The sequence below is a fragment of the Bacillus sp. BD59S genome (assembly GCF_007363175.1).
GTDB lineage: Bacteria > Bacillota > Bacilli > Bacillales > Bacillaceae_G > Bacillus_A > Bacillus_A pacificus.
In genome coordinates this window covers 4,461,691-4,486,876 of record NZ_CP034686.1, presented here as the reverse complement: position 1 = coordinate 4,486,876, position 25,186 = coordinate 4,461,691, and the positions used below count along the sequence as shown (strand labels likewise).

Below are 25,186 nucleotides of genomic sequence, written 5' to 3'. Positions count from 1 at the left end.
TATCTTTACTTAATCTTTATTTTTAAGCGATATAATCTGGTTAGAAAATGAGGTTATGTAAGGAGTCGATGAACCGTGCATAGCAATTGGCTAAGTATAATGGTATTTATTTTTCTTTGCGCATTTATTGTTTTTTTAATTGATATTACGATATGAACAAAAAGAGCGCTTATTAAGCGCCCTTTTTGTTTGCATTTATTTGATAAGCATTGATGCTCTTGAATAAGCGTGGTGAAGTAAGGAATAAAAATATAAGTAAAACGGTACATAGAATATAGGAACCAATCATTGTACTACCATTTACGATTAATGAATAAAGCACAGCTGATTGACCTTTCGGCGCATATTGCCCCCAGAAAATAATACCGGCAATAAAGTGACAGAAGTAGCGAGCAAAGCTACCGATAAATGTAGCAAGGATAATATAACCAAGAACTTTTTTTCCTTCGTTTTGTTTTGAAGAAGGTTTGTCTTTACGGCTACCTAAATTTGATTGTTCTAAGTTATTTTCATTAGACGTTAAAAGTGCTTTTTGAATTGGACGATAGAATAAGCCAGCAAATCCGATAAAAGCAAAGGCAATGAAGTACTCAATGAATGCTTGAATAGGTGTTAAAATGTAAGCATCTCCCACGACAATTTGTAATAGTCCCCAAACTAAACCACCTAAGAAAGCTGATTTAAAGCCCCAGCGGTATGCAATAATAAAAATAGGAATCATAGCAAATGAAATGGAACCGCCTGTTGGAAGTTTAATTGATAATGGTAAAATATCGATGACCAGGGCGAAGGCTGCAAGAATAGCAGATTCGATCATCGCTTGTAAATTGGTGTTACGCATGTTGTCTCCCCCTAAATCCAAGTTGTACAAAAAAGAATAGATATCATAGGAGGATACGAAATACGTAAATAAAAATGAGGTATGTATTTCGGACGTTTGCACAATCCCTGCGTTAGCATTAACTAACAGGTTCGAAGGGTCGGAACGAAGTGTTCCCTCTCAGCGACATGGCTCCCCCTGTGATAACGAGATTCTTTATTTGCTACTGTTTATTGTAAGCGAAATGGATGAGAATGGCAAATGAATACAGTATGACAATAATTGAAATAGAATTGTAGCAAAATGTTAATAAATATGAAGTAAAAAGTTATAGTCCAAGTGAAATAGAGTATGATATAATTTTTTTGAAAATAATTATCATTCTCTTCTGAGGGGGAAGTTTATGAGTTTAGTAGATATTAAAATTGGTGAGAAAGTGTTAGTAAAAAGCGTTCATTCTTTAGATCAACTATTAAAGAGAAGACTAGCTGCTTTCGGTCTTTCTGAAGGAAGCGAACTTCGTATGAAACAAAAAGCGATGTTCAAAGGTCCTTGTACATTGGAGTGTCGTGGACAGTTAATTAGTATTCGTCATTGTGACGCGAAAATGATAAAGGTGGAATTAGCGTGAATAAGGTTGCTTTGCTAGGGAACCCGAATACAGGGAAGACATCGTTATTTAATGCACTTACTGGTTCTTATGAGTATGTAGGAAACTGGAGTGGTGTAACAGTAGAAAAGAAGGTTGGTAAATTAAAAGATAAGCAAGGAACATTAATTGATTTACCAGGCGTTTATGACTTGAATCCAGTTTCACGTGATGAAGGTGTTGTAACAAACTTTCTACTAACAGAAGAATTTCAGCATATGTTAAATATTGTGGATTCCTCGCAGTTTGAACGAAATATGCATTTAACGTTGCAATTACTTGAATTTGGTAAGCCAGTTTCAATTGGTTTAAATATGATTGATGTGGCGAAGCAAAGAGGAATTGTAATTGATGTAAAACGATTATCAGAACAATTAGGTGTAACAGTCGTTCCTGTCGTTGCAAGAAGTGGAAAAGGCTGTGAAGAACTACTTGCGACTCTTAAAGAAAATGACAAAAAAGAGAAAAAGCCATTCCTTATTTCATATGGTGTACAAATGGATGAAGGAATCGAAGAGGTAATTTCTCTTTTAGAGAAAGCGAATTATGAGCATCCAAGATGGTTAGCTCTTCAATTTTTAAGTAATAACGAAGTAGTAGAAAAAGAAATGAAAGCATTACCAATTTATAAGGAACTTGTAGCCATTCGATCTCGCTTAGAAGGAAAACTTGATTGTACGTTGGAAGAGCACATTTACAAAACTCGTGAAGCGTATATTGAAAAGTTAAAAACAAATGTTATGAAGCATGAGAAAGAAGGGAAAATTCCTTTTTCAGAAAAAATTGATAGATTAATTACACATAAAATTTTAGGACTTCCAATCTTTTTAGCAGTTATGTTTTTTATTTTTCAGGTTACGTTTACGTGGATTGGTACACCATTATCTGATATGTTAGATGAGTTTTTTGGTGGAAAGCTTACGGATTGGGTGACAGCTGGACTTACAAGTGTTGGAGCTTCTGATTTTATTCAAGCACTCGTTACAGAAGGTATTATTGCCGGTGTTGGTGCCGTATTAGTATTCGTTCCACAAATCTTTGCATTATTCTTTTTCATTTCATTATTAGAAGACTCAGGGTATATGGCGCGAATTGCAGTTGTTATGGATAGAATTATGGAATTCTTCGGCTTGAATGGAAAAGCGTTCATTCCAATGATTATCGGTTTCGGATGTAATGTTCCAGGTATTATGGCAGCGAGAACGATTGAACAAGAAAAAGAACGTTTACTTACAGTTCTTGTAACGCCATTTATGTCTTGTTCGGCACGTTTACCTGTATATGCGTTATTTGCGGGCGTATTCTTCCCGCATAGTCAGGCGACTGTTGTGTTTTCTTTATATGTTGCAGGGATTGTCCTTGCGTTATTAGTTACAAAAATTATGTCTCTTACCATTTTAAAAGCGGAAAAGTCTATTTTCGTCATTGAACTACCTCCTTATCGCGTGCCACAAGCAAAAACATTATGGCTGAGCACATGGGAGAAAGGGAAAGGATTTGTTCGTAAAGCAGGTACATTTATCTTCGGTGGTTCTGTTGTCATTTGGCTATTAAATTATGCAGGTCCATCAGGATTTGGTGTTGATATGGGAGACAGTTTCTTAGCAATGATTGGTGGATTTATCGCACCACTATTTGCACCGCTTGGCTTTGGAACGTGGCAAGCTGCAGCATCCCTTTTAACAGGATTTTTAGCGAAGGAAGTTGTCGTTTCTACAATGGCAATTATTTATGCGGTGAAAGAAGATGTGCTTGGAAACGTAATGGGAGCACATTATACAGCATTATCAGCTTATGCATTTATGTTCTTTATTTTATTATATGTTCCGTGTTTAGCGACAGTAGCCGTTATTAAACGTGAAACAGGATCAGCGAAGTGGACGATTTTCTCTGTCGTGTATCCACTCGTTGTTGCTTATGTATTAACGTTCATTATATACCAAGTTGGATCCTTACTCGGATTCTAGAAGGAGATGTATTGTGATGATGGTCAATATTATAATTGGAGCTATCATTTTTGGTTATGCAGCATACACGTTAGTTAATTTTGTAAAGAGAAGTAAAAAGGGAAAATGCGCCGCATGTTCTTTAAATAAGTCATGTCAGTCACAAACATGTAGTCCGGATATGGAGCAAATTGCTCATAAATAGAAAAAAGCTTTGCGAATTTGAATTGAACCCAAAAAGTTAGACAAATATATTAAGCAGCTACTAAGGATTGAACTCTGTATTGCACAGGGGACAATCCTTTTAGTTTTGTTTTAATTCTTTTGTGATTGTAGTAATGAATATAAATATCGTTTTATTGCTTGTATTTTATCTTTTGAAGAAAATTTAGCCATAAAAAATGCACCTCCAATTGTTAATTATGTGTCTAACAATTGGGGTGCACTTCATTACAGGCAGTCTTTTTAATCTACTTCAATATCTCGGCCTTCTGTCATCACTTTATTTCTCCAAAGCAAAAGTAATCTCCTAAATTCTGAAGTTTCTAATTTACATTGATTATTTGGTGGGCTAATGTAATAATTAATCGCGCTTGTATATTTAGGTTCAATAAATACAGCAGCAGCATTGTATTCTAGTTCATAACTAGGGTACTTTCCCTCTACGACATGGTCTAAAACTTCTATGTATTCATCCGCTTCATCTTCATCTAGGTTTTCTATAAAGTCAGATACAATAGCAATTTCTTTTGGTAAACGAATTCTTAGTCCACCAAATGGGTCACGCCAAAATTCATGTGAATAATTCATTAATACAACCTCACTATCTTCTCGTATATTTTGGATAAGCGGTGGTAATTTCTCCATTTTCAATAATCATCTCAACTTTAAATCCAGAAGAAGTTTGCCCTACGTATTTATTTGGAGCGATTTGAACACGATTGGTATATGCTTCTTTAATAGAATCAACTACCTGGACTCTATTCCAATCCTTAGGGAAAAATGAAGATTTAGCTTGTTTTACAATACCATCAATCTTTACCTCTGCAACATATACTCCTGCAGGATTTGGTGGCCTAGTAACGCGAATTATCTCTCCCCCCATCATATTCTCGTGATGATAACCAACAGCTTTTAATCCCCACCATTTTTGTCTTACTTCACCATGAAAAACATGCTCCATAAGTGATGAGTCAAATTTATATGGCGTGTTCCCACTGGAAGTTCCTTCCCCCCTAGCAAACTGATGGGTCGATAGCTTTTCCTCAGCTGCTCTAAAATCAGGTGTATCAAATACAGAGCGTATATTATTTCCACCAGTTAAAGCAAACTCATTGCGATTACGATTGAATAAGGATGCAGCGTCTTGCAAGCTTTGATTAGCAGTTCGTGAAATCTCAGCTAATTTTGTGCCAGGATTCAACATTGCAATTTTATCCACGCCTTTTGTTCCTACGAATAGTTGTCCAACAGCCAATATAGTATGACCAGCCGCGCTTCCATACCATTCTGCACCACTATACGAGTCACCATTGGTAACATCACGATTCCAAGAATCAGAAATTGTTTGTTTTATCGTATTGAATGTCTCGACTGGATGAGAAACGGCTTCAATCGTGTTATTAAATGTGTCAATTGGATGGATAACTGCATCTGCAAGTCCTAATAATTCATCACCTATAGCGTCGCCCATTCCTTTTTTTAAGTGATAGGGGACACCTAAGTGTCTTTTATTTTATTCACATCTTTATATGCTGCATCGATACCATATTTAAATTTATCATATAAAGACTCATCGGAATTTTTTACTTTACTAAAATCCTCATAAGTTTCCTTGAGACCATGCCAAACCTTGTCACGTAAAGATCCATCATTTTTCTCACTATTTAACTTACCACACATTGCTCCTTCTTCAAGATTTCCATCATATGAAGCATCTGCGGTACGGAATTTTTCGGCAATTCGTTTCAAATCCTCTTCCACTTTTATAATCGAATTGATAGATGTAAAAGCTTTTGGTCTTGCATCATTGAACATTTGAATGAACTGTTGGTTAGAGGCACCAATCCATTGAAAACATAAATGATCTATTTCATTACATAGATTATTGTGTATAGATTCTAATGCGATTCTGGTATTATTTGCACGATTAGCAACTTCTTCTAGCATTTCAGGTGTCACTTTGATTTGAACCATTTATTTCCTCCCTTTCCCCAATTAAAATTATGAGATAAAAAGAAAAAAATGTAAATACGGAAACTTTAGATTAGTATAATAATATTGATGTGAAATGAAACCTGCTTAATTGTAAATAAAGCTTATGTGTATGTAAAGTAACAATTAGAGCCACGATTGTGAGCGGTTTTTTATTTTGCATCAATAATATCAATAAACTTCAAAGTCATATTATTATAAAATGCATCCGTACAAATTATAGATTTATTCAGCGGATCAATGTCAACGACAGTCATATAGTTAGTAAGTAAAAAAACATCTTCAGTACCTTCTAGATATCGTTTTATTGCTTGTATTTTATCTTTTGAAGAAAATTTAGCTATAAAAAATGCACCTCCAATTGTTAATTATGTGTCTAACAATTGGGGTGCACTTCAATTTCACGAAGCTTTTTTGTTTTACTTTTTAATTTTTACAAGTTGTGATGATTCTACACCATTCTTTCCAGGGAATTCTTTACTTGGATCCTTATCAAATTTTAATACACCTACAGATTTTTCTTCACCTTTTACATTGCTGTAAGTTGCGTCATCAACAATCGCATACATATCTGTATATGCACGGCCACTTCCGATAATTGTGTTGCCTTCATATTTTAATTTTGCCCCATCAAGTGCAGCATTTTCTACTTTCTCTTTTGCGAATAATACACCTTGTTCTGCTGTTATAGCTGGTAATTTATCAAGTGGCTTCGTGTCGTCTTTTGCATCCACTTTGTTAAGTAATTCTTTCTTCACCAGTTCTTCACCAGTTTTCTTATCCATGACAAGAACTTTTTTACCTTCTAATGTTGTCATTTTCATTTTATAGAAGTCTTTTTCTTTCACTTCTTTTTTGTTTTTATCTGTAATTTGCTGAACTTGTTCTTCTGATCCATAAAGTACAAAACCGTTCGCTTTCTCTCCTAATAAAGAACAACCTGATAATGCTCCAAATGAAATTGCTGCTGCTAACCCGATTCCTACTAATTTTTTCATGATGATTTCTCCTTTTATATGTTTTATAGTAAATACAATTTTTGTATTAGTTTTGAAATGATGAGAAGCTTGTTTGTCGCTTCTGGTATTAGTGTATAAGAAATAGGGAGACGTAACTATCGAGTTAGCTTACAGTAACATTACAATAATGTAATTTAGTGAAAGTACATAAAAATGAGTCAATTTTGAAGAGAATTAATGAGAATATATTAGGAATACAATGTTTTGTAGGTAATGTCATATTATATTGGCTGTATTTTGGAAATAACATGTAAGGACATATTAGTTTTGTTATAATGAACACATAGGCTGTAAAAATGAATATTCTTTACTGTAAAGGGAGATTTTTCAGTTTTCCAAGTAGTGAATTTGAAATATGAGGTATATCATAGGAGGAATTTGAATGTCTGTATTTAAACGATTAAGAGATTTAACAATGTCGAATGTGTATTCAATAATTGAAAAAGCGGAAGATCCAGTTAAGATGACGGATCAATATTTACGCGATATGCAAGCGGATGTACAAGAAGCTGAGAAAAGTGTAGCAGCTCAAATTGCACTTGAGAAGAAATTCAAAATATTATTTGAAGAGCAAGAAGCACTTGTGAAAAAACGTGAAGAGCAAGCTCATATGGCTGTTCAAGCAAGCAATCTTGACCTTGCGCGTCGTGCACTAGAAGAAAAACAAAACGCAGAGCAAAAGATGAATGAGTATAAAGCAAGCTATGAGCAAAACAAAGCTGCTGCTGATAATCTTCGCCTGAAGCTAGAAGAAATGCGTAAGCAATTAACAGAGCTGAAAAATAAACGTGAAACACTTGTGGCACGTGTAAATGCGGCGAAAGCACAAAAGAATATTAATCAGGCGATGTCTGGATTTGATTCAAACTCAGCAAAAGCTGGTTTAAGCCGTATGGAAGAGAAAGCTCTTCAATTAGAGGCTGAAGCAGAAGCAAGCGGTGAAGTATACAAAAAAGGAAAATCATTAGATGACGAATTCGCAAGCTTAAACAAAAATTCTGCTGTTGACGATGAATTAGCTCGTATTATGAAGCAGTATGAGAAATAATATAGAATAGAGACAAATGAACCGACATGTCTAAACAAATTCATGTCGGTTTTCTATTATTTTTTAGAGGAGGTTTTGCAATGACATGGACAAATGTATTAGCCATGCTTGTATGGACTGGAGCGAGTGCAGTACTTTTATTTGCAATTATGTGGGTTGATTCAATTTTTACAAAATACAATGATTTAAAAGAAATAAAAAATGGGAATACAGCTGTAACAACTCGTTTCGTTATGAAATTATTCGCGCAAGGGTACATTTTATCTCAATCGATAACGAAAGCAAATGACTTATGGCAAGCATTACTTGCATCAGCAGTTTCTTTCGTTATTTTATTAGTAGTAGAAATGTTTATCGAATTTGTTTTAAAGAAAATGGCTGGCTTAGATTTAGAAGAAGGTACGAAAGAAGGCAGTGTTGCTCACGCGATGTTGGCCGGATCATTACATATAGTTGGTGCACTTATTTTAGGTGCTTGTTTATAAAGAGAGAAGGAGGGATAGATTATGAGTTTATTTAAACGAATTAAAAATATAATGAAAAGCCCAGAACCACCGAAACCAGAGAAAAGTTTGTTAACGTTAGCTCCTGGCGATATGGTTGAAGTTTCATTAGTCATGTATGAATTAATTGGGAAAACGAGTATGCATTCTCGTAAAGAAATTGTTTTAACGCTGCAAGACGGGAAAGATATTCGTTATTTAAAAATTGAAGACCGTGAAAATACGTATTACAAATTATATACACCAATTGATGGTCGTTTAGATTCGATTGATGAAATTCCGACGACAATTGAGATGGATGATACAGAGTACCATATGGAAGAGCAATATAACGGACGTGTTGTTGTGATGGGGAAAACACCATTCTCAGCTTCAGAAGAACAGTATGTATGGGAATTCCAATCAGATAATCGAAAATTATTACGTATCGAATGGCAAAATGGTCGCACAATGATGTATGAGGGAGAAGCAATTATTCCTGCTGATGTACAAATTATAAGAGCAACGTAAGGGGGCGTAATCATGTCAAACCGATTGTTTACCATGATTAAATCGTTCGTGATCCCTATACTTGCTATCGTTACATTACTTGTTGTTGCTGGATATGCCTTATCAGGTTGTCAAGGCGGACAGACAAAGTCGATTCAAGACCGTTATCCACTTGAATCTGTCGCAAAAGAAGGTAAACAAGAATCTTACGTGTATAGGGCCGCCAATCGGTCAGTTCCTGAAGTCGCGAAGGAACTCATTAATGAAAGAGAACCGAAGCAAGCATCTAAAGAAGACGAAAATCAAATGTTCCTCGTTTATTCTGATAAGATTTATAATCTGCAAAGGGATAAAGAGAAGCCATCTGATACGTTAATTGAAATAAGTAATAAAGAGTTTGTCCGTCAAAATTACCAACCGTCCTTCCTGCAAGGATATATTATGGGTAGTATATTAAATGATATATTCGGTTCACGAAAATCATCGTACGGTGATTATCGCGGATATAATGACAGACAAAATCATAAACCAGTTATTCCAGAGAGACCGCCTACGAAAGAAGAAAAGAAAACCCCGCCTCCAATTACGAAGGAAGGGAAAGGGTCTATCATTAAGCGTGGCGATAATGTAGATTCGAAATCTTCTGTAGGAGATACAGGAAGTATTACGAAAAAAGGAAGTAGCACGCCTCCGCCTTCTACTGGAAGCAAAGGGAAAATAACGAAAACACCAGGTGGTTCGAGCGGATCAGATGTGAAGCCGAAATCATCTATTAAAACGCCACCAAGGAATACCTCTCCTCCGAAAACGAGGGTCGGTGGTTCAGGAAAGATTACGAAGAGAAGATAGTGTAGAGACCGGAAAGTGAAATTTGCTTTTCGGTCTTTTTTTTATGGAAATTAATTCCTTGTAGCTGGTACAATGAAGTTATAAGGAGGAGATTATTATGACTATGTATAAAAGATTTAGTGTAATTATGTTCCTCGTCTTATTCTTAAGTTTATTCATTAGCACAACGATGAAATTTCACTTTGTAGTAGGTATTCTATGGATACTATGTACATGTACTCTTTTTCTGTATGTTCCGCTTCGTTTCCAACAAGAAGTGCCAGCCTTTCAAAAATACGTGGCATGGATTAAGAGCGGGGGAAGATGGGGGGGAGTAAAAATATATCAGCGATTATTGAAATATATCGACTAACCGACAAAAACTGACAACGATAAAAAAGAGGGTGTGCCAGCATATTGGCACACCCTCTTTTTTCATAAAGATTAATGAATATCACGTTTCTTAAAGTTACCGCCTTTTACTTCTGCTACGTCATAAACTGTAATAAAGGCGTGTGGATCGATTTCGTTAATAAGTTCTTTCATTTTACTTTCTTCTAAACGGTTAATTACACAAGAAATTTCTTTGAATTTCTCTCTTGAATAACCACCGTATACTTCGTTATATGTTGCACTTCGGCCTAAACGATCGCGAATGGTTTCTACCATTAATTCAGGCTCTTTTGTAATAATTTTAAATGCTTTCGAACCACTTAAACCAACTTCAACGATATGAATCACTTTCGAAGCAATAAAATAAGCAATTGCCGAAAGGATAGCTCCTTGAAGACCGAATACAGTTGATACGAAAATAAATACGAACATGTTTAAGAATAAAATAAGGTCACTCGTTCCAAATGGTAACTTACGAGAAAGCAATACAGCTAGCATATCGATTCCATCTAATGCCCCGCCGTTACGTAATGCTAGTCCCATACCAAAACCGATGATAATACCACCAACAACTGTAACTAATAATGTATCGCCCTCAATAATAGCTGGTATTCCGTGCATGACAACGGTACCTATTGCTAATGAAGCAATCCCGATAATAGAATAAATCGCAAAGCTTTTACCGATTTGCTTATATCCTAACCAAACGAAAGGAATGTTAATAACTGCGATTAGAGCTCCTAATGGCAATCCAAACAATCTTGAACTAACGATACTTAAACCAGTTACACCACCGTCTGATACGTTATTTGGAATTAATACTGCTTCTAATCCGTACGCTGTGATAAATGCCCCAATAATAATCATCAAAGCTTTAGAAGCAATTTTTAGCTTATTGGGCTTGTTTTTGATAATTTTCTCCATATAATTTCCTCGTTTCAAACTAGTTTCTTATTTGTTACGTAATTCACACCTACATTCCATTTTAACATTTAATTTGAAAAATTTCTCCTTTAATGGATGTATGCAGGGAATATTATGACCATATTAACTTTAAAATATTTTTGAAATGAGTATAAGAAATCCCATCCTTTCAAAGGATGGGATGCTATTAAGAAACAATAAAACTAAGGACTGTTAGGAATAAAGCAAAACCTAAAATAGTTCCACATATTTTCATATGGCGCTTACGTCCCATCACAACGATTGCAACATACTCACGAATCATTGCATTAGGCCAATAATAAAAGGCTGTTTTTGATCCAATTCCTTGGCTATTAAGACCTGCTTGTCTTGCATATATACCAGCGCGGAATAGGTGGAAGTTGTTCGTTGTAAAGATACTATTATACTTACCTTCAGGCTTTAAAGAATCCATAATTTCTTTAGAGAATAACATATTTTGATATGTGTTTACAGAGCGATTTTCTTGCACTGTATGTTCAAGCGGAATTCCTTTTTCAACAGCGTACTTTTGCATCGCTTCTGCCTCTGGAAGACCTTCATCTGGACCTTGTCCACCAGAGAAAATAATTGTTGGTGGCGTATTTACAGCGGCTTGTTTGCAGTAAAAGTCGATTGCTTTATGAATACGACTTGCAAGTAAAGGTGGTACTTTATCATTAATTAAGCCACTACCAAGAACGATAATGAAATCTTGATTACGTCTTGGTCTGTTGAATTGGTATAAAAAATACGCGCTTAAGAAGTTAGATAAATGCACAAAGAAATACATAGTTATAAGAGAGATAGCAGCAAAAATAAATTGAAAATGCTCTGAGAATAAGCTTGCTGGATTTATAATAGGGAGCATTATAAAGAATAAAATCCCTAAAGCAGCAATTAAAGTTAAAGAGTTTGTGAAGCGTCTTCCTTCACGTTGCATTAAAATTTTTGCATTAAGAAATAGCCCAAACATTAAAGCGACTATAGCAAAAGGTATCATTACAATGAGCGCTAACATCGGAATAATAACGATAAAATGTAAAGAATTACTACCAGACTCATATGAGGCTATAGCGCAAAATAATAGAAATGAACAGAAAAAGGCATTAAATAAAAACCCATTTACTATTTTTCGTGGATCTTTTAAATAGGAGATAAGAAAAATAATAAACAATATAAGAGGAATGATTCCGAAAGACATAAATATAGTACACCTCAACTTGTATAAGAATTTGACATACCTTTTATATTACATGATTTTATAATTGAAAATGAAAGAAAAAGGATTTTGAATTTTCTCAATAAAATATATGGATACATATGTTACAATGTATGTAAAGCGATATATTAAAAGTAAAATGGTTGAAGAGGCACTCTATGGAGTGTCTTTTCTTTTTTGTATGTAATTATGCATATTATATTTATTTTCAAGTGAAGAGGATTAAAATATAAGTGGTAGACATACTTTATAAAATAGAATTTAATACAAACATTTCCCTCTACTTTTTGTATCTAACAATCGTATAACAATACATAATTCTGTTTTATAGTGTCTGTTTATGAAAGGCGTCTTCTTTGAAGGCGCCTTTTTGTTGTTTCATGTAGATACTTTTCACTGTTGATATAGTGGAAAGTATCTATACTAAACATTAGCAATCTTCCGTATAAACATTATCAATTTACTATATATTCCAGTAGTGTTAACCTACATATGAAAGGCTTTCTTTTTCAAAATATTACCCCTAATAAATTTTTGAAAAAGTCAACTGTCTCCAAAATTGCCATTCATGCTTAGCAAAAAAGAATCCTGCAGGATTCTTTTTTGTGTTCGACAGAATATGACAAAATACATTTGAATAATTTGTTATATTGTTAAAAGGTTATTATGGAAAGAGAAGGAGACTTAAGTATGAGATTTAAGAAATTAATTTTAACAAGTGCACTTGTTGCAACTACAGCATTTACTTCAATTGGAACAGCGGAGGCAAACGCAGGTTTTAAAGATGTTCCAAACAATCATTGGTCTTATAAAGCAATTATGGATTTAGCAAATAAAAACGTTGTTGCTGGATACGGAAATGGACTTTTTGGATTTGGTGATGATGTAACGCGTGAGCAAGTTGCAGCTCTTATGTTCCGTCACTTAAAACCGACAGTAAAAGAACAGTATAACAATCCATATAAAGATGTTACGGATCGTTCAACTATGTTTAAAAAAGAGATTCTTGCTTTAACAGAGATGGGCGTATTCGTTGGAGATAACACAGGGAAATTCAGACCGAAAGATGCGTTAACTCGTGAAGAAATGGCACAAATTTTGACAAGAGGATTCCAATTGCAAATTAGAGGGGATCATAATTTCACGGATGTAGATAGAAATGGATGGGCGAATCCTGCGATTACTGCAATTAAATCAAATTATATTACAGCTGGAACTGGTGACGGTACATTCGCACCTAGAATGCATGTAAGTCGTGAGCAATATGTTCAGTTCTTATATAATGCAACGTTACCACTTGAAGAAAGACCAGGAGCAAAACAACCACAGCCGAAACCAGAAGTAAAACCAGAACCGAAACCAGAAGTAAAGCCAGATCCAAAACGTTTTGCTAACTGTAAAGAAGCAAACGATGCGGGATATTATGACATTACAAGAGATAGTCCATATTACGGTAAGCATTTAGACCGTGATGGAGATGGAATTGCTTGTGAGAAAAAGAAAAAAGGTAAATAAGAAAAAGCACTCAGTCTGAGTGCTTTTTCTTATGGAAACATGCTATTTTTTTAGGCACTTTTCATAAAATGAAAGTAAGGAAATGAAAGTAGGTGACAAAATGCCGTCAGTTGTGGAAGGAGTTATTATTGAAAACTGCAATGGAACGATTAATTTAGGAGATAAATATAACGTGCAGCCGATTGAAAAAACGAAAGCTTATAATGGATCGGGATCATCGAATACAGGAATAAAAGTACAAACGTTTAGCGGGGTTAGTACAGCCGATGTAGTAGATAGCGATGTATATGATCAAGTAATCCAATCTACGTTATAATTTTTATATGCAAAATTGCATAAAGTAACATGTTTATGCTGTGCTACAATTTATTTGTGAGCTGTTAATGATTCTTCTGTATTATAGTTGTTAGATTAGAAGTATAACATCTTATCGAAAATCATACGTATAAAAAAGACACTTCAAACGAAGTGTCTTTTTTCATTTTAGTGATACCCTTTAGCAGAGTCTTTATGGATTTTATTTTTAAAGATACTGTAACTCCAAAGTTGATATCCAATAACAATTGGTACCATAACCATTGCAACGAAGAACATAATTTTTAAGTTTAATTGACTACCAGCCGCGTTGTATAACGTTGTACTATAAGCATCATTAATACGAGATGGTAACATTCTTGGGAACATACCCGCAAAGCCAGTTGTCATAAACATTGCGATTGTTAAGCAAACGAATGTGAATGCAAGACCAATTTTGTGTTTGTACACCATAATAAGTGCGAGTACACTCATTAACATTGCAAGTACTGGAAGAATGAATAGTACAGGATATTCCGTGAAGTTTTGGAATAAATTTGTACGATTTGCAGTTGCTACATAGAAAATAGCTAAAATGATAGCAGCTGCCATTGAAAATGGTCTAGCGATTTTATAAGCACGGTCAGATACTTCACCAGTTGTTTTAATCATAACCCAAAGTGCACCAGATACGACGAATATAGCTGTAAAGAACAGACCTCCTAAAATGCCGTAATGATTTAGTAAACTAAGTAAATTTCCTTCATAGCCATTTTTTCCGATTTGTAGTCCGTAATAAAGATTAGCAAATGTAACACCGAATAGGAAAGCAATTAAGAAACTACCAATTGCAAATGCCCATTTACAAGTTTTTTGCCAAATTGGTGAATCATCTTTATGCATGAATTCAAGTCCAGCAGCACGAGCAAATAGTGCAAGTAATACTAAGAATAACGGTGTATATAAATAACTAAACATATTTGCATATGTGACTGGGAAGGCAGCAAATGTTGCGCCACCAGCTGTAATTAACCACACTTCATTACCGCCCCAGAACGGGCCAATTGCTTCTTGTAATTGATTTCGTTCTTGTCGGTCTTTCGTAACGAAAGGAAAAATCATTCCGTTACCAAGTGCATATCCATCAAGAATAAAGTAAACTGTCCAAATCACGCCCCATAAACCAAACCAGATAATCGCAAGCATATCATGAGACATGAGCTGCACCTCCCTCAGTAGCAGGTTCCTCTAATGCTGCTGGTCCTTTTTTTGCGAACTTCAGCATTAAGTATACGTCTGCGATTAAAAGTAAAGTGTAGAACAAGATTAAACTAATTAATGAGAACCAAATTTGTGGGACAGATATAGGTGATACAGATTCTGCGGTACGCATTAGTTTATATACTGTCCATGGTTGACGACCTACTTCGGCAACAATCCAACCAGCATTAATTGCGATATATGGTAGTAAAACAGACCATATTGTAATTTTTAAGTAACGTTTTGAGTTTTCTAGTTTTCCTTTTCGATTTAAATAGAAACCGTACCAAGTTAATGCCATAAAGAACATGCCAAGTGCAACCATTAAGCGGAAGCTATAGTACACGAGGTTAACATTTGGACGATCTTCTTTCGGAATATCTTTTAAACCAACAATTTCGCCATCAAATGAATTTGTATAGAAGAAGCTTCCTAACTTTGGAATCGTTAGGAATTCAAAGTTCTTCTCGTTTTTTACATCAGGAATTTGCACAATTGAGAAGCCTTGTCCTTTTCCAGTTTCCCAAACAGCTTCCATCGCAGCACCTTTAGCAGGTTGATATTTAGCTGCTGATACACCAGATTGATGTCCCATAAACGGTGTAATTGTTGCGGCGAATAAGCCTAACATTAAGCCAAACTTAAATGATTTTTTGAAGAATTCAACTTCATTTTTACGTAATAAGTGATAGGCACTAATTGCCATAACGAAGAAAGCACCAACAATATAACAACCAACTACAGTATGGAAAAACATATTCCAAGCGTATGGATTCGTAACGAGTGCCCAGAAATCATTTAATTCAGCGCGGCCGTTACGTACGACGTAGCCAACAGGGTTTTGCATAAAGCCGTTTGCTGTAATAATCCAAAGTGCGGAAATATTTGTTCCAAGTGCGACCATCCACATACAGAAGGCACGGAACTTTGGTGAAATTTTGTCTTTACCGAATAACCATATTCCCATGAAAGTAGATTCTAAGAAGAAGGCAACGAGTGCTTCGATTGCGAGAGGGGATCCGAAAATATCTCCCATATATTTTGAGTACTCAGACCAGTTTGTTCCAAATTGGAATTCCATCGTAATCCCGGTTATAATCCCCATTACGAAGTTAATTGTAAATAATTTACCCCAGAAATTTGCCATTTTGCGGTATGTTGGATTCAATGTGCGGGCGTATTGAGTCTCCATACACGCTACTAAAATCACAAGTCCGATTGTCAAAGGCACAAATAAAAAATGATAAAAAACAGTAATTGCAAATTGAAAACGACTCAGTAACAGAACGTCGGACATAATAAATATTCACTCCTTTTTTACATTATCTACAATCAGTTTATAGTGAAAATGCGTTTAAAGTATGTGAAACTTGTTACAAAGCTGTGTGTATATTTTGAAAGAATTATGTCGATTATCTGAAAATATCTTATTTTTACTATAAAGCGATATCCTTTTTGTGTTTTTCATATTTTGGTACACTATTTATGTAGTGTAAACGAGAGAAAAGAGGGTTCCTTACTATGAAGTCATTAGAAGAGATTTTGCAATACAATGAGAAATTTGTTGAAGAGAAAAAGTATGAAGAGTTTGTAGCGGGGAAATTTCCAAACAAAAAGATGGTAATTATTTCTTGTATGGATACAAGACTTGTTGAACTATTGCCGAAAGCGATGAATATGCGTAACGGCGATGTGAAAATTATTAAAGTAGCAGGCGCTGTTATTTCACATCCATTTGGAAGTATTATGCGTAGTATTTTAGTCGCTGTATATGAACTTGGCGCTGATGAAGTATGTGTAGTTGGTCACCATGATTGTGGTATGGCAAAAATTCAAGCAAGCAGTACGATTGAGAAAATGAAAGAACGCGGTATAACAGAAGAGAAATTAGATATGCTTCGTTATTCTGGAATCGATTTAGAACAATTCTTGCGCGGTTTCTCTAGTGTGGAAGAAAGTGTAGAACATAGCGTATCAGTACTTCGCAACCACCCATTACTTCCGGAAGAAGTACCTGTTCACGGTCTTGTTATCGATCCTGATACAGGAAAATTAGATTTAGTTGTGAATGGTTACGAAAATTAAGAATGTACTTTGTCATCCTTTTTATCTGGGACAGGATCAAATCCTCCTGGATGGAAAGGGTGACATTTTAATATACGCTTACAAGTAAGCCAAAAGCCTTTGAATGCGCCATGCTTTTGAAACGCCTCTAATCCGTAATGAGAACAAGTTGGATAAAAGCGGCAAGTTGGTGGTGTCATCGGAGAAATGAACTTTTGATAAAAGCGTATAATCCCAATAAAAATCTGTTTCATAACGATCTCCTTTTCAGCATATTCTTAAAGTATTATAGCACGACTGTACATAATACTTTACTAATGTGCATTTCCGTTATATCATATTGGATATAACGGAATTAAATTAAAAGCGGGAGAGATGTTGTATGCCATCAGTAGAAAGCTTTGAATTAGATCATACGATTGTAAAGGCACCTTATGTAAGACATTGCGGAGTTCACAATGTAGGTAGTGACGGTATTGTAAATAAATTTGATATTCGTTTTTGCCAACCGAATAAACAAGCAATGAAACCAGATGTTATTCATACGTTAGAACATTTATTAGCATTTAATTTACGTAAATATATTGATCGTTATCCACATTTCGATATTATCGATATTTCACCAATGGGCTGCCAAACAGGATACTACCTTGTAGTAAGCGGAACACCGACAGTTCGAGAAATTATTGATTTATTAGAACTAACATTAAAAGATGCGGTTCAAATTACAGAAATTCCAGCTGCAAATGAAACGCAATGTGGTCAAGCGAAGCTTCACGATTTAGAAGGAGCAAAACGCTTAATGAACTTCTGGTTAAGCCAAGATAAAGAGGAACTTGAGAAAGTATTTGGATAAAGAAAAACTGCCTGTGAAAGGGCAGTTTTTTTATTTTGTTAAGAGTCACCATATTCTTCTTTTTTATAAAAATAAACTAGACACTCCAACATATAAAACAAAAGCAGAACCGAGAAAATAAACAAATGTTTTTGCTTTTTGCTGCTCTTTTATTTCATCGATTCCAAAAAGGAGAAACATAATACTTAAAAGGATAAATACGAATGACAAAAGTATAGAGATATTTGCAAAGAGGCTAAATATAGCGAGGATGAGGGCAATTGTTGCGAGTATAATTCGAGTGTTTTTAAACATAATCCTCCTTTAGTAGAACAGTATAAATGGAATAACAAAAATAATTGTAAACATGCTTAAACCGATGCTAATGACTCCAATTTGCTTTTGTTGTTTTTGAATTGTCTCAATGCCTACTAAAATGCCATATAAACTAAAAAGGAACAAAATGATAGGTGAAAGGATTTGAAAGTTCATTGTAAATGTGCTGTATAAACATAAGATCAAAGTAGTAAAAACGATGGTTAGCTGTAATTTTCTTATATGCATTTGAACCTCCTAGTAGAAAGATAGTTATTGAGAGACAAAAATTATAATAGCAACGATTAAAATGAATACGCTAGAAAAGAAGGCGAGTGTACTATATACTTTCTTTTGTTTCTGTTTTTCTTCTGCGCTCATGATGAAGGTCATAATGGATAAAGCGATGAGGGTATAGGGCATTATAATAAGTGCGTTAGTAAACATTTCAAATAGAGCGAGAGCGATGACGATAAGGGTGGATATAATTCGTAATGTTTTTAGCATATAAATCTCCCCTTTTTAAAAAATCATCCTCTATTTTATTACGTGTTTGTAAATGCTAAATTGCTCAAGATTTTATTCTATACGTAGCGAAGTTAGTTTGATATGAGAACGAAGAGCGTAAGAATAGAGACGAAAAAAAACGGAATGCTCATGGATTTTCGTCCGGATATAATTTCGTTAATTCCGACAAGAATAAAGAAACAACTGAGAATAAATTGTACGTATGGGAGAAGTGAGAAACGATCGGTAATCTGGATATAAGTGCAAAGAGAGAGTATGAGAAGCGTGAAAAGTCCTAAAACAATCCGTAAACCAGTTAGCATGTAATTCCCCCCTTAAATAGATTATTTACCGGAATATTTCTGAGAAGCTAAGAAATAAAGCGCCAGATCCAGCGAGAAAAGCAAGTATACCACTAGATTTTCTGTCTTGTTTTATTTCTCCTAGTCCTATAGTGAAAGCCATTAATCCTAAGAAAATGAACATATAAGGCATCATTTCTCTATTACCAGTAAAATATCCGTAGATTACTATACATAATGCAATGAGTGCAAAAGTAATCTGTAATCCTTTTAGCATATATATCCCCCCTGTTATTTTATATAGCTAATGATAAGGAAAATCTAAATAAATTCGGTTCCTGAATCTTTTTTCTTTATTTGTTCAAAGGTAATGAGGAGTATGAAAGTTCCTAATAGAAATTGTGAAAGTGATAGAAAGTTATGTTGACCTGCTAGTAAACGAATACTGAATATGATGTGGGCTAAAATAAGTAGTAGTATACGAAGCGTATTATGAATTCTTCTTGCTATTTTTTGTATACGGGTTATCTTCTGGTTTATCGACGGAATGTTTATAAGCGTAGCCTTTATTAATCGTCATGACGGAGAGTACTAATATGACTAGGACGATGATAATACCGATAATTAATATTTTAAACATGGAATCCCTCCTTTTCTTTATTTTACATAATTTTGTAATTGATGAAAACAATAGAAATAAAAAGGATGAAAGAAGGGTGTTACATGGAGCAGAAAAAAACATATTATATATCAATAGGAAACGGTCAAATTTCACAAGTGAAGACAGCGGATACGTATAATTTTGAGATTTCCGCAAATGATGAGGAAATTACGGAGTTAAGAGAGTACTTCGATCAAGCATATGTAGAGGATTTAGGGTCATTTGTACGCTCCCACGTTCCATTTGTTGAGTATCATCACGATTCTAATAATGACCGATATGATGAACAACTACAAAAAGCATATAAAATGATTTACGATTTAGGAAATCATGAGACGAAAGAATTAGTCGCGCAAATGGGAATAATCAATGGATTATAATTGGATAATATTATGCAGAAAAGCGAGAATATGCTACAATTTGTGGTAGGAAAAACTTGTAACCATCAATAGGGGAGTAATGGCATGTACAAATTTAAAGATTATTACCACAACACTGTACAATTATCGTTTGAACGTTACCCATTTTCTCCTGAGCCAAAGCATGTTTGGGTTGTATGCCGGTACGGGGATCAATGGTTATTAACGCATCATTTACGTCGCGGTCTTGAATTTCCAGGTGGAAAAGTAGAACTAGGGGAAACACCGGAAGAAGCGGCAGTTCGAGAGGTTCATGAAGAAACCGGCGGCATAGTTTCTGATTTAACTTACTTAGGACAATATAAAGTATCTGGAAAAGACAAAATAATCATTAAAAACATTTATTTTGCAACAATTAGTGCGGTAGAAGAACATACGCATTACGAAGAAACGAAAGGATCTGTTTTATTAACAGACATTCCTGAAAACATTAAAACGGATAGAAAATTTAGCTTTATAATGCGCGACGATGTATTGGCGCGTACGATGAAACATATAGAAGAAATCGGCTGTTTTACGAAGTAAAGTAGCCGGTTTCTTTTTTTGTTTGTAAATTTTTGTCGGTAAGTCGATATATTTCAAAAATCGCTGATAAACTTTCTGGAAACCTCCTTACAGTTTTTATAATTCATTATCGCATATTTGTTAAAAAATGATTATTATATGTTTGTAGAATGTATTGATGGAGGAATGTATGAAGAGACTGTATGGCAAGTTAGTAGGGGTTATCGTTGCAATCGGCTTACTAGCAGGATGCGAAAGTTCTATGAAGAGTGTGAAAGAAAAAGAAGTGTGTAAAACAGACGAAGAATGTGTGGAAATAGGAGATAAGAAACTTCAAAAAGCATATGAAAAAATAGATGGATTATCTGAGCTTGAAGCAGTAGAAGATTATGAAATAGAAGAGCATGAAAGTGCAGATATGAAAAAGGCAGAGCAGAAAAAAGAAGATGATGATGAAAATTACTTCTTTTTAGCTTCTTATTATATTGATGGTGATGAAATTGTAGATCCTTATTTTGAAAAAATAGAACGGAAACGTTTAAATAAAGTATTTGCTGATGATAAAGAAGCGAAAGAAGAGGTGCTACAACAACGTCAAGATAGAGGGTATCATGAAGATTTATGGGATATGTATCGCACGCTCATTCCAGCAAAATATCGCGGGAATATAACAGAATTTGATCTAATAACGGATGGTTATGACGGTGTTGTTGCTCACGTTATGCCTAGTATAGAGAATCCGAAAGAATGGACTCTTAGCTTAGATACACTTGATTCTGCGGTGAATATCGATGAAGTGATGAAAACATTAATTCATGAGACGGCTCACGTATTGACGCTCGGGCATAAGCAAATACCAGTAGATGAAAACTATGTAAAGGATTTTGAAGAGGATAAAGATATTTCAATGTACCGAAATAAATGTGGAAATCTTTTCTTACAAGAGGGATGTGCAAAGAAAACCTCTTATATTAATCAATTTTATAATTCTTTCTGGAAGCCTATTGAGCAGGAGTGGGCAGAAAAGAAAGTAGAAGAAAATGAAGAAACGCAAATTGCATTTTTTAAAGAAAAACATGATGAGTTTGTATCACAGTATGGAACGACAAATGTAGCGGAAGATATTGCAGATACGTTTACAGCATTTATTTTACAAGATTCAAAAAAGGTGAAAGAAGGATCGGAGTTAAAGTATAAAAAAATCGCCTTTTTCTATCAATTCCCTGAGCTTGTAAAAATGAGAGCGGAAGTGTTGTCGGGATTATATGATGTTTCGAAAACGATAGAACAATACAGTGGAAACTAATGAGAGTTATATATGTTAGCTAACAAAACGTAAAGAATTTTAGTTCTTTACGTTTTTTATGTTTATAAAATTGAAAATTCTGTATTTTTACCAAAAAAGAAGAAGGAACTATCATTATAAAATAGAATTAGTATAAAAATGTCACAATTTAGACACAATTATAATGCGCGTGTTATAGGGAATATAAGTTTACTCTCGAGGAGGTAATGAAACGTATGAAAACGATTCTTGCTGTCGCTGGTCTCATTTGGGTAATGTCTCACGGTTTTCCGATTTTTGAAGGGGAGCAAATTCGTAGTGCATTGGATAAAAAGTTTAATGATTATCATGTGATAGATCGAAAAGATAATGTCGTTACAGTACGTGTGAAAGATTGTTTCCATACAGTTACGGTTGCGGATGGAAACGTTAAAAATGAAACAAAGATGTGTGATAAAAAGTAAAAGAAAGAAGCTGACTATAGTCTATTGCCCTAAGTCAGCTTTTTTTCGTTTTCCAATTAGAAGTTTTTCAAATGCCTCAACAAACACATACATAAGTGTTGCGAGGACGCACGTGAGTAGTACGCTCAGTAAGACAAGTGTGAAATTAAATACTTGGAATCCATAGCTAATTAAGTAGCCAAGGCCTTGTTTAGAGACGAGAAGTTCGCCGAATATAACACCGACCCACGATAATCCAACGTTCACTTTTAACGTTGAAATAATAGCTGGGAAAGATGCAGGGAGAACGACTTGTTTATAACATTGCCATTTATTTGCACCAAATGTGTCCATCACTTTTATATAGTTAGAATCGACTTCTTGAAATGCGCTGTAAATAACGAGAATGGTAATGATGATGGAAATGATTACTCCCATTGCAATCGACGAAGAAATATTTGGACCGAAGATTACAATGATAATCGGACCAAGTGCTACTTTTGGCATGGCGTTTAGGACGACGAGATATGGATCGAGTACGCGGGCGAGAAGTGGTAGCCACCAAAGGAAAGTAGCGATAATAGCTCCGAGCACTGTTCCAAGAATGAAGCCTACTCCCGTTTCAAGTAATGTCGTCCATATGTGAACCCAAAGCGAACCATCCATCCATTTACTAAGGAAGAGCTCCCAAATGCTTGAAGGAGAGCTAAAGAGTAAAGGATCAATCCATTCTTTTTTGCTAGCGATTTCCCATAGTGCAAAGAAAAGAATGAGTAGTAAAAGCTGCAAAGAGCGTGCTAACCATGCGCGCCTGCGTTCTTTCTTCCGAAACCGTTCATGTAGTTGTTTTATATTATCCAAGACGCTCCAGCTCCTTCCATATATTTTGGAAGAGGGATGGGAAGTCATGGTGGTGGCGTGATTCTAACGGTGATAGGGAACGTATGCTTTCTGGGACGATAAATGTTTTTGCAATTTTTCCAGGATTCGCTTGCAGTAAATAAATACGATCACTCATCGCAATGGCTTCTTCAATATCATGTGTCACGAGTAGTGAAGTTTTCTTATATTTGTGTAGTAAGCTGAAAACGAGATCTTCTAGTTTCAATTTCGTTTGATAATCGAGCGCCGAAAAAGGTTCATCTAGCAATAAAATTTTTGGGTCGGTCGCTAACGTTCGAACGAGGGCGGCACGTTGACGCATACCACCGGATAGTTCACGAGGATATTGCTGCTCTACATCATGTAGACCGACTTGCTTTAAAAGCTGTAAAGTATGTTCTTTCGTCTGTTCATCGTAAATGTTTCGGATATGAAGTCCAAGCATAATATTTTCTTCAATTGTCTTCCAAGGAAACAAGTAGTCTTGCTGCAACATATACCCCATAGATGAAGTTTTCGTTGTAATGGGCTCGCCATCTAAAAAGACGATACCCTCAATTGGATCAAGTAGCCCGGCAATAATGGAGAGGAGTGTCGTTTTGCCGCAACCACTTGGACCGAGTATCGAAATGAATTCGCCTTCTTCCGCTTGTAAACTCATATCTTCGAGAATTAATTTGGCATTCTCTTTTGCGAAAAAGCAGTGAGAAACGTTACGTATTTGTAAAAAGCTCATACACTTCGCCTCTATTTCTTAATAACGCTCTCGGCAATTTTTGTATTGACGAGCGCTTCATGTGGAACTTCTTTTTGTAATTCGCCAGCGTCTTTCATAATCGTTTGGAGCTGTTTCCATTCTTCAGCATCTAATAGCGGATTTGTCGCATAAGAATGTTGCTTTTTATACCGTTCAATTACTTTTACTGTAATGTCTTTTGAAGTGTCTTTAAATAACGGAGAAACGGCATCAGCAATCTCTTCTGGACTATGAGTATCAACCCATTGTTGCGCTTTATAGAGCGCCCGTGTGAATTTTTCAGCAGCAGCTTTATCTTTCTTTAAGAAACTTTCCTTTGCCATGAACGATGTATACGGAACAGTACCAGATTCATTTCCGAACGAAGCGACGATATAACCTTTTCCTTCTTTTTCGAATATACTTGCAGTCGGTTCAAAGAGCTGGACAAATTCTCCCGTACCAGATGCGTAGGCATTTGCAATGTTAGCAAATTCGATGTTTTGAATTAAGTTTGTATCTTTGTGAGGATCAATGCCATTTTTCTTTAAAACGTATTCTCCAACCATTTGTGGCATGCCGCCTTTACGCTGTCCTAAAAATGTAACACCTTTTACGTCATTCCAATTAAAAGAGTCTAATTTTTTACGCGAAACTAAAAATGTTCCATCTGTTTGTGTAAGTTGTGCGAAGTTAATGACAGGGTCTTTTGCGCCTTGTTGATGAACGTAAATGGACGTTTCAGAACCGACGAGAGCAATATCAATCCCGCCAGATAATAAGGCGGTCATCGTTTTATCTCCGCCAGCTGTCGTTTGAAGGTCAATATTTAATCCTTCCTCTTTAAAAAATCCTTTTTCAATCCCGACATATAACGGGGCATAGAAGAGAGAATGGGTAACTTCGCCGACGCGAACGTTTTGAGTTTGTTTTTTCGTATCTTCTTTTTTACTACTGCAAGCAATAAATGTGAAGACAGCTAGTAACATGATACAAAAAACAGCTATTAATTTTTTCACTATATAACACCTCCTAGAAGTCACTCTACAAGCATGATATGTAGGTAAGTGCCCATATGTGAGTGTAGATAG

32 protein-coding genes, 3 pseudogenes and 1 riboswitch are annotated in these 25,186 nt (G+C 35.2%); of the genes and pseudogenes, 16 read left to right on the top strand and 19 right to left on the bottom strand.

All coding sequences use genetic code 11. The features are described 5' to 3' along the window. Nucleotides 1-172: 172 nt before the first annotated feature. Nucleotides 173-841, bottom strand: a complete 669-nt coding sequence (gene thiT / locus EKQ63_RS25630) for an energy-coupled thiamine transporter ThiT (RefSeq protein ID WP_087953082.1) — start codon at nucleotides 839-841, stop codon at nucleotides 173-175. 86 nt (nucleotides 842-927) lie between these two features. Further along, a riboswitch (TPP riboswitch) is annotated at nucleotides 928-1,029 on the bottom strand. 194 nt (nucleotides 1,030-1,223) lie between these two features. Between thiT and EKQ63_RS25625 the strand changes: the two genes are divergently transcribed. Genes EKQ63_RS25625 through EKQ63_RS25615 form a run of 3 tightly spaced genes read left to right on the top strand, consistent with a single transcriptional unit; the run spans nucleotide 1,224 to nucleotide 3,620 of the window. Then, nucleotides 1,224-1,451, top strand: coding sequence for a FeoA family protein (locus EKQ63_RS25625; protein ID WP_087953081.1), 228 nt, complete (start codon nucleotides 1,224-1,226; stop codon nucleotides 1,449-1,451). After that, nucleotides 1,448-3,436: a ferrous iron transport protein B gene (gene feoB, locus EKQ63_RS25620; RefSeq protein ID WP_088327166.1), complete on the top strand. Its 1,989-nt coding sequence runs from the start codon at nucleotides 1,448-1,450 to the stop codon at nucleotides 3,434-3,436. Before EKQ63_RS25625 ends, feoB begins: the two co-directional genes overlap by 4 nt. 16 nt (nucleotides 3,437-3,452) lie before the next feature. After that, nucleotides 3,453-3,620 carry a FeoB-associated Cys-rich membrane protein gene (locus EKQ63_RS25615; RefSeq protein ID WP_000989597.1) on the top strand — a complete coding sequence of 56 codons (168 nt, stop codon included), beginning with the start codon at nucleotides 3,453-3,455 and terminating at the stop codon, nucleotides 3,618-3,620. 49 nt (nucleotides 3,621-3,669) lie between these two features. On the opposite strand, the pseudogene EKQ63_RS25610 reads toward EKQ63_RS25615, so the two are convergent. From EKQ63_RS25610 to EKQ63_RS25590, 5 genes and pseudogenes are all read right to left on the bottom strand, one after another. Beyond that, nucleotides 3,670-3,768, bottom strand: a pseudogene (locus EKQ63_RS25610) (IS3 family transposase); the annotation flags it as partial. A 112-nt stretch (nucleotides 3,769-3,880) separates the two neighbouring features. Then, nucleotides 3,881-4,282: a hypothetical protein gene (locus tag EKQ63_RS25605; RefSeq protein ID WP_014893454.1), complete on the bottom strand. Its 402-nt coding sequence runs from the start codon at nucleotides 4,280-4,282 to the stop codon at nucleotides 3,881-3,883. Further along, nucleotides 4,239-5,611, bottom strand: a pseudogene (locus EKQ63_RS25600) (WXG100 family type VII secretion target). The gene EKQ63_RS25605 and the pseudogene EKQ63_RS25600 overlap by 44 nt, the downstream one beginning before the upstream one ends. 170 nt (nucleotides 5,612-5,781) lie before the next feature. Further along, a pseudogene (locus EKQ63_RS25595) lies at nucleotides 5,782-5,913 on the bottom strand (YolD-like family protein); the annotation flags it as partial. A 135-nt stretch (nucleotides 5,914-6,048) separates the two neighbouring features. Continuing rightward, nucleotides 6,049-6,627 carry a lipoprotein BA_5634 family protein gene (locus EKQ63_RS25590; protein WP_088327164.1) on the bottom strand — a complete coding sequence of 193 codons (579 nt, stop codon included), beginning with the start codon at nucleotides 6,625-6,627 and terminating at the stop codon, nucleotides 6,049-6,051. Between the two features lie 403 nt (nucleotides 6,628-7,030). Between EKQ63_RS25590 and EKQ63_RS25585 the strand changes: the two genes are divergently transcribed. From EKQ63_RS25585 to EKQ63_RS25565, 5 genes are all read left to right on the top strand, one after another. Next, nucleotides 7,031-7,696, top strand: a complete 666-nt coding sequence (locus EKQ63_RS25585) for a PspA/IM30 family protein (RefSeq protein ID WP_088327162.1) — start codon at nucleotides 7,031-7,033, stop codon at nucleotides 7,694-7,696. An 80-nt stretch (nucleotides 7,697-7,776) separates the two neighbouring features. Next, nucleotides 7,777-8,181 carry a DUF350 domain-containing protein gene (locus EKQ63_RS25580; protein ID WP_000220322.1) on the top strand — a complete coding sequence of 135 codons (405 nt, stop codon included), beginning with the start codon at nucleotides 7,777-7,779 and terminating at the stop codon, nucleotides 8,179-8,181. Between the two features lie 21 nt (nucleotides 8,182-8,202). Beyond that, nucleotides 8,203-8,709, top strand: a complete 507-nt coding sequence (locus EKQ63_RS25575) for a DUF4178 domain-containing protein (RefSeq protein WP_000051759.1) — start codon at nucleotides 8,203-8,205, stop codon at nucleotides 8,707-8,709. A gap of 12 nt (nucleotides 8,710-8,721) precedes the next feature. After that, nucleotides 8,722-9,537 carry a DUF4247 domain-containing protein gene (locus EKQ63_RS25570; protein ID WP_088327160.1) on the top strand — a complete coding sequence of 272 codons (816 nt, stop codon included), beginning with the start codon at nucleotides 8,722-8,724 and terminating at the stop codon, nucleotides 9,535-9,537. 97 nt (nucleotides 9,538-9,634) lie between these two features. Further along, complete coding sequence (locus tag EKQ63_RS25565) at nucleotides 9,635-9,889, top strand: hypothetical protein (RefSeq protein ID WP_143881616.1); 255 nt, start codon at nucleotides 9,635-9,637, stop codon at nucleotides 9,887-9,889. A gap of 71 nt (nucleotides 9,890-9,960) precedes the next feature. Here EKQ63_RS25565 and EKQ63_RS25560 read toward each other — a convergent pair whose 3' ends face one another. Further along, complete coding sequence (locus EKQ63_RS25560; RefSeq protein ID WP_000411240.1) at nucleotides 9,961-10,833, bottom strand: YitT family protein; 873 nt, start codon at nucleotides 10,831-10,833, stop codon at nucleotides 9,961-9,963. A gap of 187 nt (nucleotides 10,834-11,020) precedes the next feature. Beyond that, nucleotides 11,021-12,055, bottom strand: a complete 1,035-nt coding sequence (locus EKQ63_RS25555; RefSeq protein ID WP_143881615.1) for a YdcF family protein — start codon at nucleotides 12,053-12,055, stop codon at nucleotides 11,021-11,023. 708 nt (nucleotides 12,056-12,763) lie between these two features. Between EKQ63_RS25555 and EKQ63_RS25550 the strand changes: the two genes are divergently transcribed. After that, nucleotides 12,764-13,588 (top strand): S-layer homology domain-containing protein, encoded by an 825-nt coding sequence (locus tag EKQ63_RS25550; protein WP_087995811.1) that lies wholly within the window; start codon nucleotides 12,764-12,766, stop codon nucleotides 13,586-13,588. 82 nt (nucleotides 13,589-13,670) lie between these two features. Then, nucleotides 13,671-13,904, top strand: coding sequence for a spore germination protein (locus EKQ63_RS25545; protein ID WP_140168638.1), 234 nt, complete (start codon nucleotides 13,671-13,673; stop codon nucleotides 13,902-13,904). Between the two features lie 167 nt (nucleotides 13,905-14,071). Here the strand turns inward: EKQ63_RS25545 and cydB are convergent, their stop codons facing one another. Together cydB and cydA are read right to left on the bottom strand one after the other, a co-directional pair. Beyond that, nucleotides 14,072-15,100: a cytochrome d ubiquinol oxidase subunit II gene (gene cydB, locus EKQ63_RS25540; protein WP_000017662.1), complete on the bottom strand. Its 1,029-nt coding sequence runs from the start codon at nucleotides 15,098-15,100 to the stop codon at nucleotides 14,072-14,074. Next, nucleotides 15,090-16,439 carry a cytochrome ubiquinol oxidase subunit I gene (cydA, locus tag EKQ63_RS25535; RefSeq protein ID WP_001286198.1) on the bottom strand — a complete coding sequence of 450 codons (1,350 nt, stop codon included), beginning with the start codon at nucleotides 16,437-16,439 and terminating at the stop codon, nucleotides 15,090-15,092. Before cydA ends, cydB begins: the two co-directional genes overlap by 11 nt. Before the next feature lie 224 nt (nucleotides 16,440-16,663). Between cydA and EKQ63_RS25530 the strand changes: the two genes are divergently transcribed. Beyond that, nucleotides 16,664-17,227, top strand: coding sequence for a beta-class carbonic anhydrase (locus tag EKQ63_RS25530; protein ID WP_000838160.1), 564 nt, complete (start codon nucleotides 16,664-16,666; stop codon nucleotides 17,225-17,227). Here EKQ63_RS25530 and yidD read toward each other — a convergent pair. Then, a complete protein-coding gene (gene yidD / locus EKQ63_RS25525) occupies nucleotides 17,224-17,460 on the bottom strand; it encodes a membrane protein insertion efficiency factor YidD (RefSeq protein WP_000809329.1) in 237 nt (78 codons plus the stop codon). The two genes, EKQ63_RS25530 and yidD, sit on opposite strands and share 4 nt — an antisense overlap. A gap of 128 nt (nucleotides 17,461-17,588) precedes the next feature. Between yidD and luxS the strand changes: the two genes are divergently transcribed. Then, a complete protein-coding gene (gene luxS / locus EKQ63_RS25520; RefSeq protein ID WP_074602366.1) occupies nucleotides 17,589-18,062 on the top strand; it encodes an S-ribosylhomocysteine lyase LuxS in 474 nt (157 codons plus the stop codon). A gap of 63 nt (nucleotides 18,063-18,125) precedes the next feature. Here luxS and EKQ63_RS25515 read toward each other — a convergent pair whose 3' ends face one another. From EKQ63_RS25515 to ytzI, 5 genes are all read right to left on the bottom strand, one after another. Further along, a complete protein-coding gene (locus tag EKQ63_RS25515) occupies nucleotides 18,126-18,356 on the bottom strand; it encodes a DUF3953 domain-containing protein (RefSeq protein WP_087954004.1) in 231 nt (76 codons plus the stop codon). A 9-nt stretch (nucleotides 18,357-18,365) separates the two neighbouring features. Continuing rightward, nucleotides 18,366-18,605 (bottom strand): hypothetical protein, encoded by a 240-nt coding sequence (locus EKQ63_RS25510; protein ID WP_071722154.1) that lies wholly within the window; start codon nucleotides 18,603-18,605, stop codon nucleotides 18,366-18,368. Nucleotides 18,606-18,629: 24 nt separating this feature from the next. Next, nucleotides 18,630-18,863 (bottom strand): DUF3953 domain-containing protein, encoded by a 234-nt coding sequence (locus tag EKQ63_RS25505; protein WP_071722156.1) that lies wholly within the window; start codon nucleotides 18,861-18,863, stop codon nucleotides 18,630-18,632. A 348-nt stretch (nucleotides 18,864-19,211) separates the two neighbouring features. After that, a complete protein-coding gene (locus tag EKQ63_RS25500) occupies nucleotides 19,212-19,442 on the bottom strand; it encodes a YczI family protein (RefSeq protein ID WP_071722159.1) in 231 nt (76 codons plus the stop codon). Between the two features lie 213 nt (nucleotides 19,443-19,655). Beyond that, nucleotides 19,656-19,805: a YtzI protein gene (ytzI, locus tag EKQ63_RS25495; RefSeq protein ID WP_000472802.1), complete on the bottom strand. Its 150-nt coding sequence runs from the start codon at nucleotides 19,803-19,805 to the stop codon at nucleotides 19,656-19,658. A gap of 83 nt (nucleotides 19,806-19,888) precedes the next feature. On the opposite strand from ytzI, the gene EKQ63_RS25490 reads away from it, so the two are divergent. The 4 genes from EKQ63_RS25490 (at nucleotide 19,889) to EKQ63_RS25475 (ending at nucleotide 22,498) form a co-directional block, all read left to right on the top strand. Then, nucleotides 19,889-20,206, top strand: coding sequence for a hypothetical protein (locus EKQ63_RS25490; protein ID WP_000435820.1), 318 nt, complete (start codon nucleotides 19,889-19,891; stop codon nucleotides 20,204-20,206). Between the two features lie 84 nt (nucleotides 20,207-20,290). Then, nucleotides 20,291-20,770, top strand: coding sequence for an antimutator 8-oxo-(dGTP/GTP)ase (gene mutTA / locus EKQ63_RS25485; protein ID WP_087995819.1), 480 nt, complete (start codon nucleotides 20,291-20,293; stop codon nucleotides 20,768-20,770). Between the two features lie 169 nt (nucleotides 20,771-20,939). Then, nucleotides 20,940-22,055, top strand: a complete 1,116-nt coding sequence (locus EKQ63_RS25480) for a hypothetical protein (RefSeq protein WP_087954005.1) — start codon at nucleotides 20,940-20,942, stop codon at nucleotides 22,053-22,055. A 215-nt stretch (nucleotides 22,056-22,270) separates the two neighbouring features. Then, on the top strand, nucleotides 22,271-22,498 hold the full coding sequence (locus EKQ63_RS25475; protein ID WP_000849109.1) for a hypothetical protein: 228 nt from the start codon (nucleotides 22,271-22,273) through the stop codon (nucleotides 22,496-22,498). 21 nt (nucleotides 22,499-22,519) lie between these two features. Here EKQ63_RS25475 and EKQ63_RS25470 read toward each other — a convergent pair whose 3' ends face one another. The 3 genes from EKQ63_RS25470 to EKQ63_RS25460 are packed head-to-tail and all read right to left on the bottom strand — an operon-like array spanning nucleotide 22,520 to nucleotide 25,114. Further along, entirely contained in the window at nucleotides 22,520-23,338 is an 819-nt protein-coding gene (locus EKQ63_RS25470; RefSeq protein WP_087954006.1) for an ABC transporter permease, read from the bottom strand. Beyond that, entirely contained in the window at nucleotides 23,331-24,095 is a 765-nt protein-coding gene (locus EKQ63_RS25465) for an ABC transporter ATP-binding protein (protein ID WP_087954007.1), read from the bottom strand. The genes EKQ63_RS25470 and EKQ63_RS25465 overlap by 8 nt, the downstream gene beginning before the upstream one ends. 11 nt (nucleotides 24,096-24,106) lie before the next feature. Further along, nucleotides 24,107-25,114, bottom strand: a complete 1,008-nt coding sequence (locus tag EKQ63_RS25460) for an ABC transporter substrate-binding protein (protein WP_142940722.1) — start codon at nucleotides 25,112-25,114, stop codon at nucleotides 24,107-24,109. Nucleotides 25,115-25,186 lie beyond the last annotated feature (72 nt).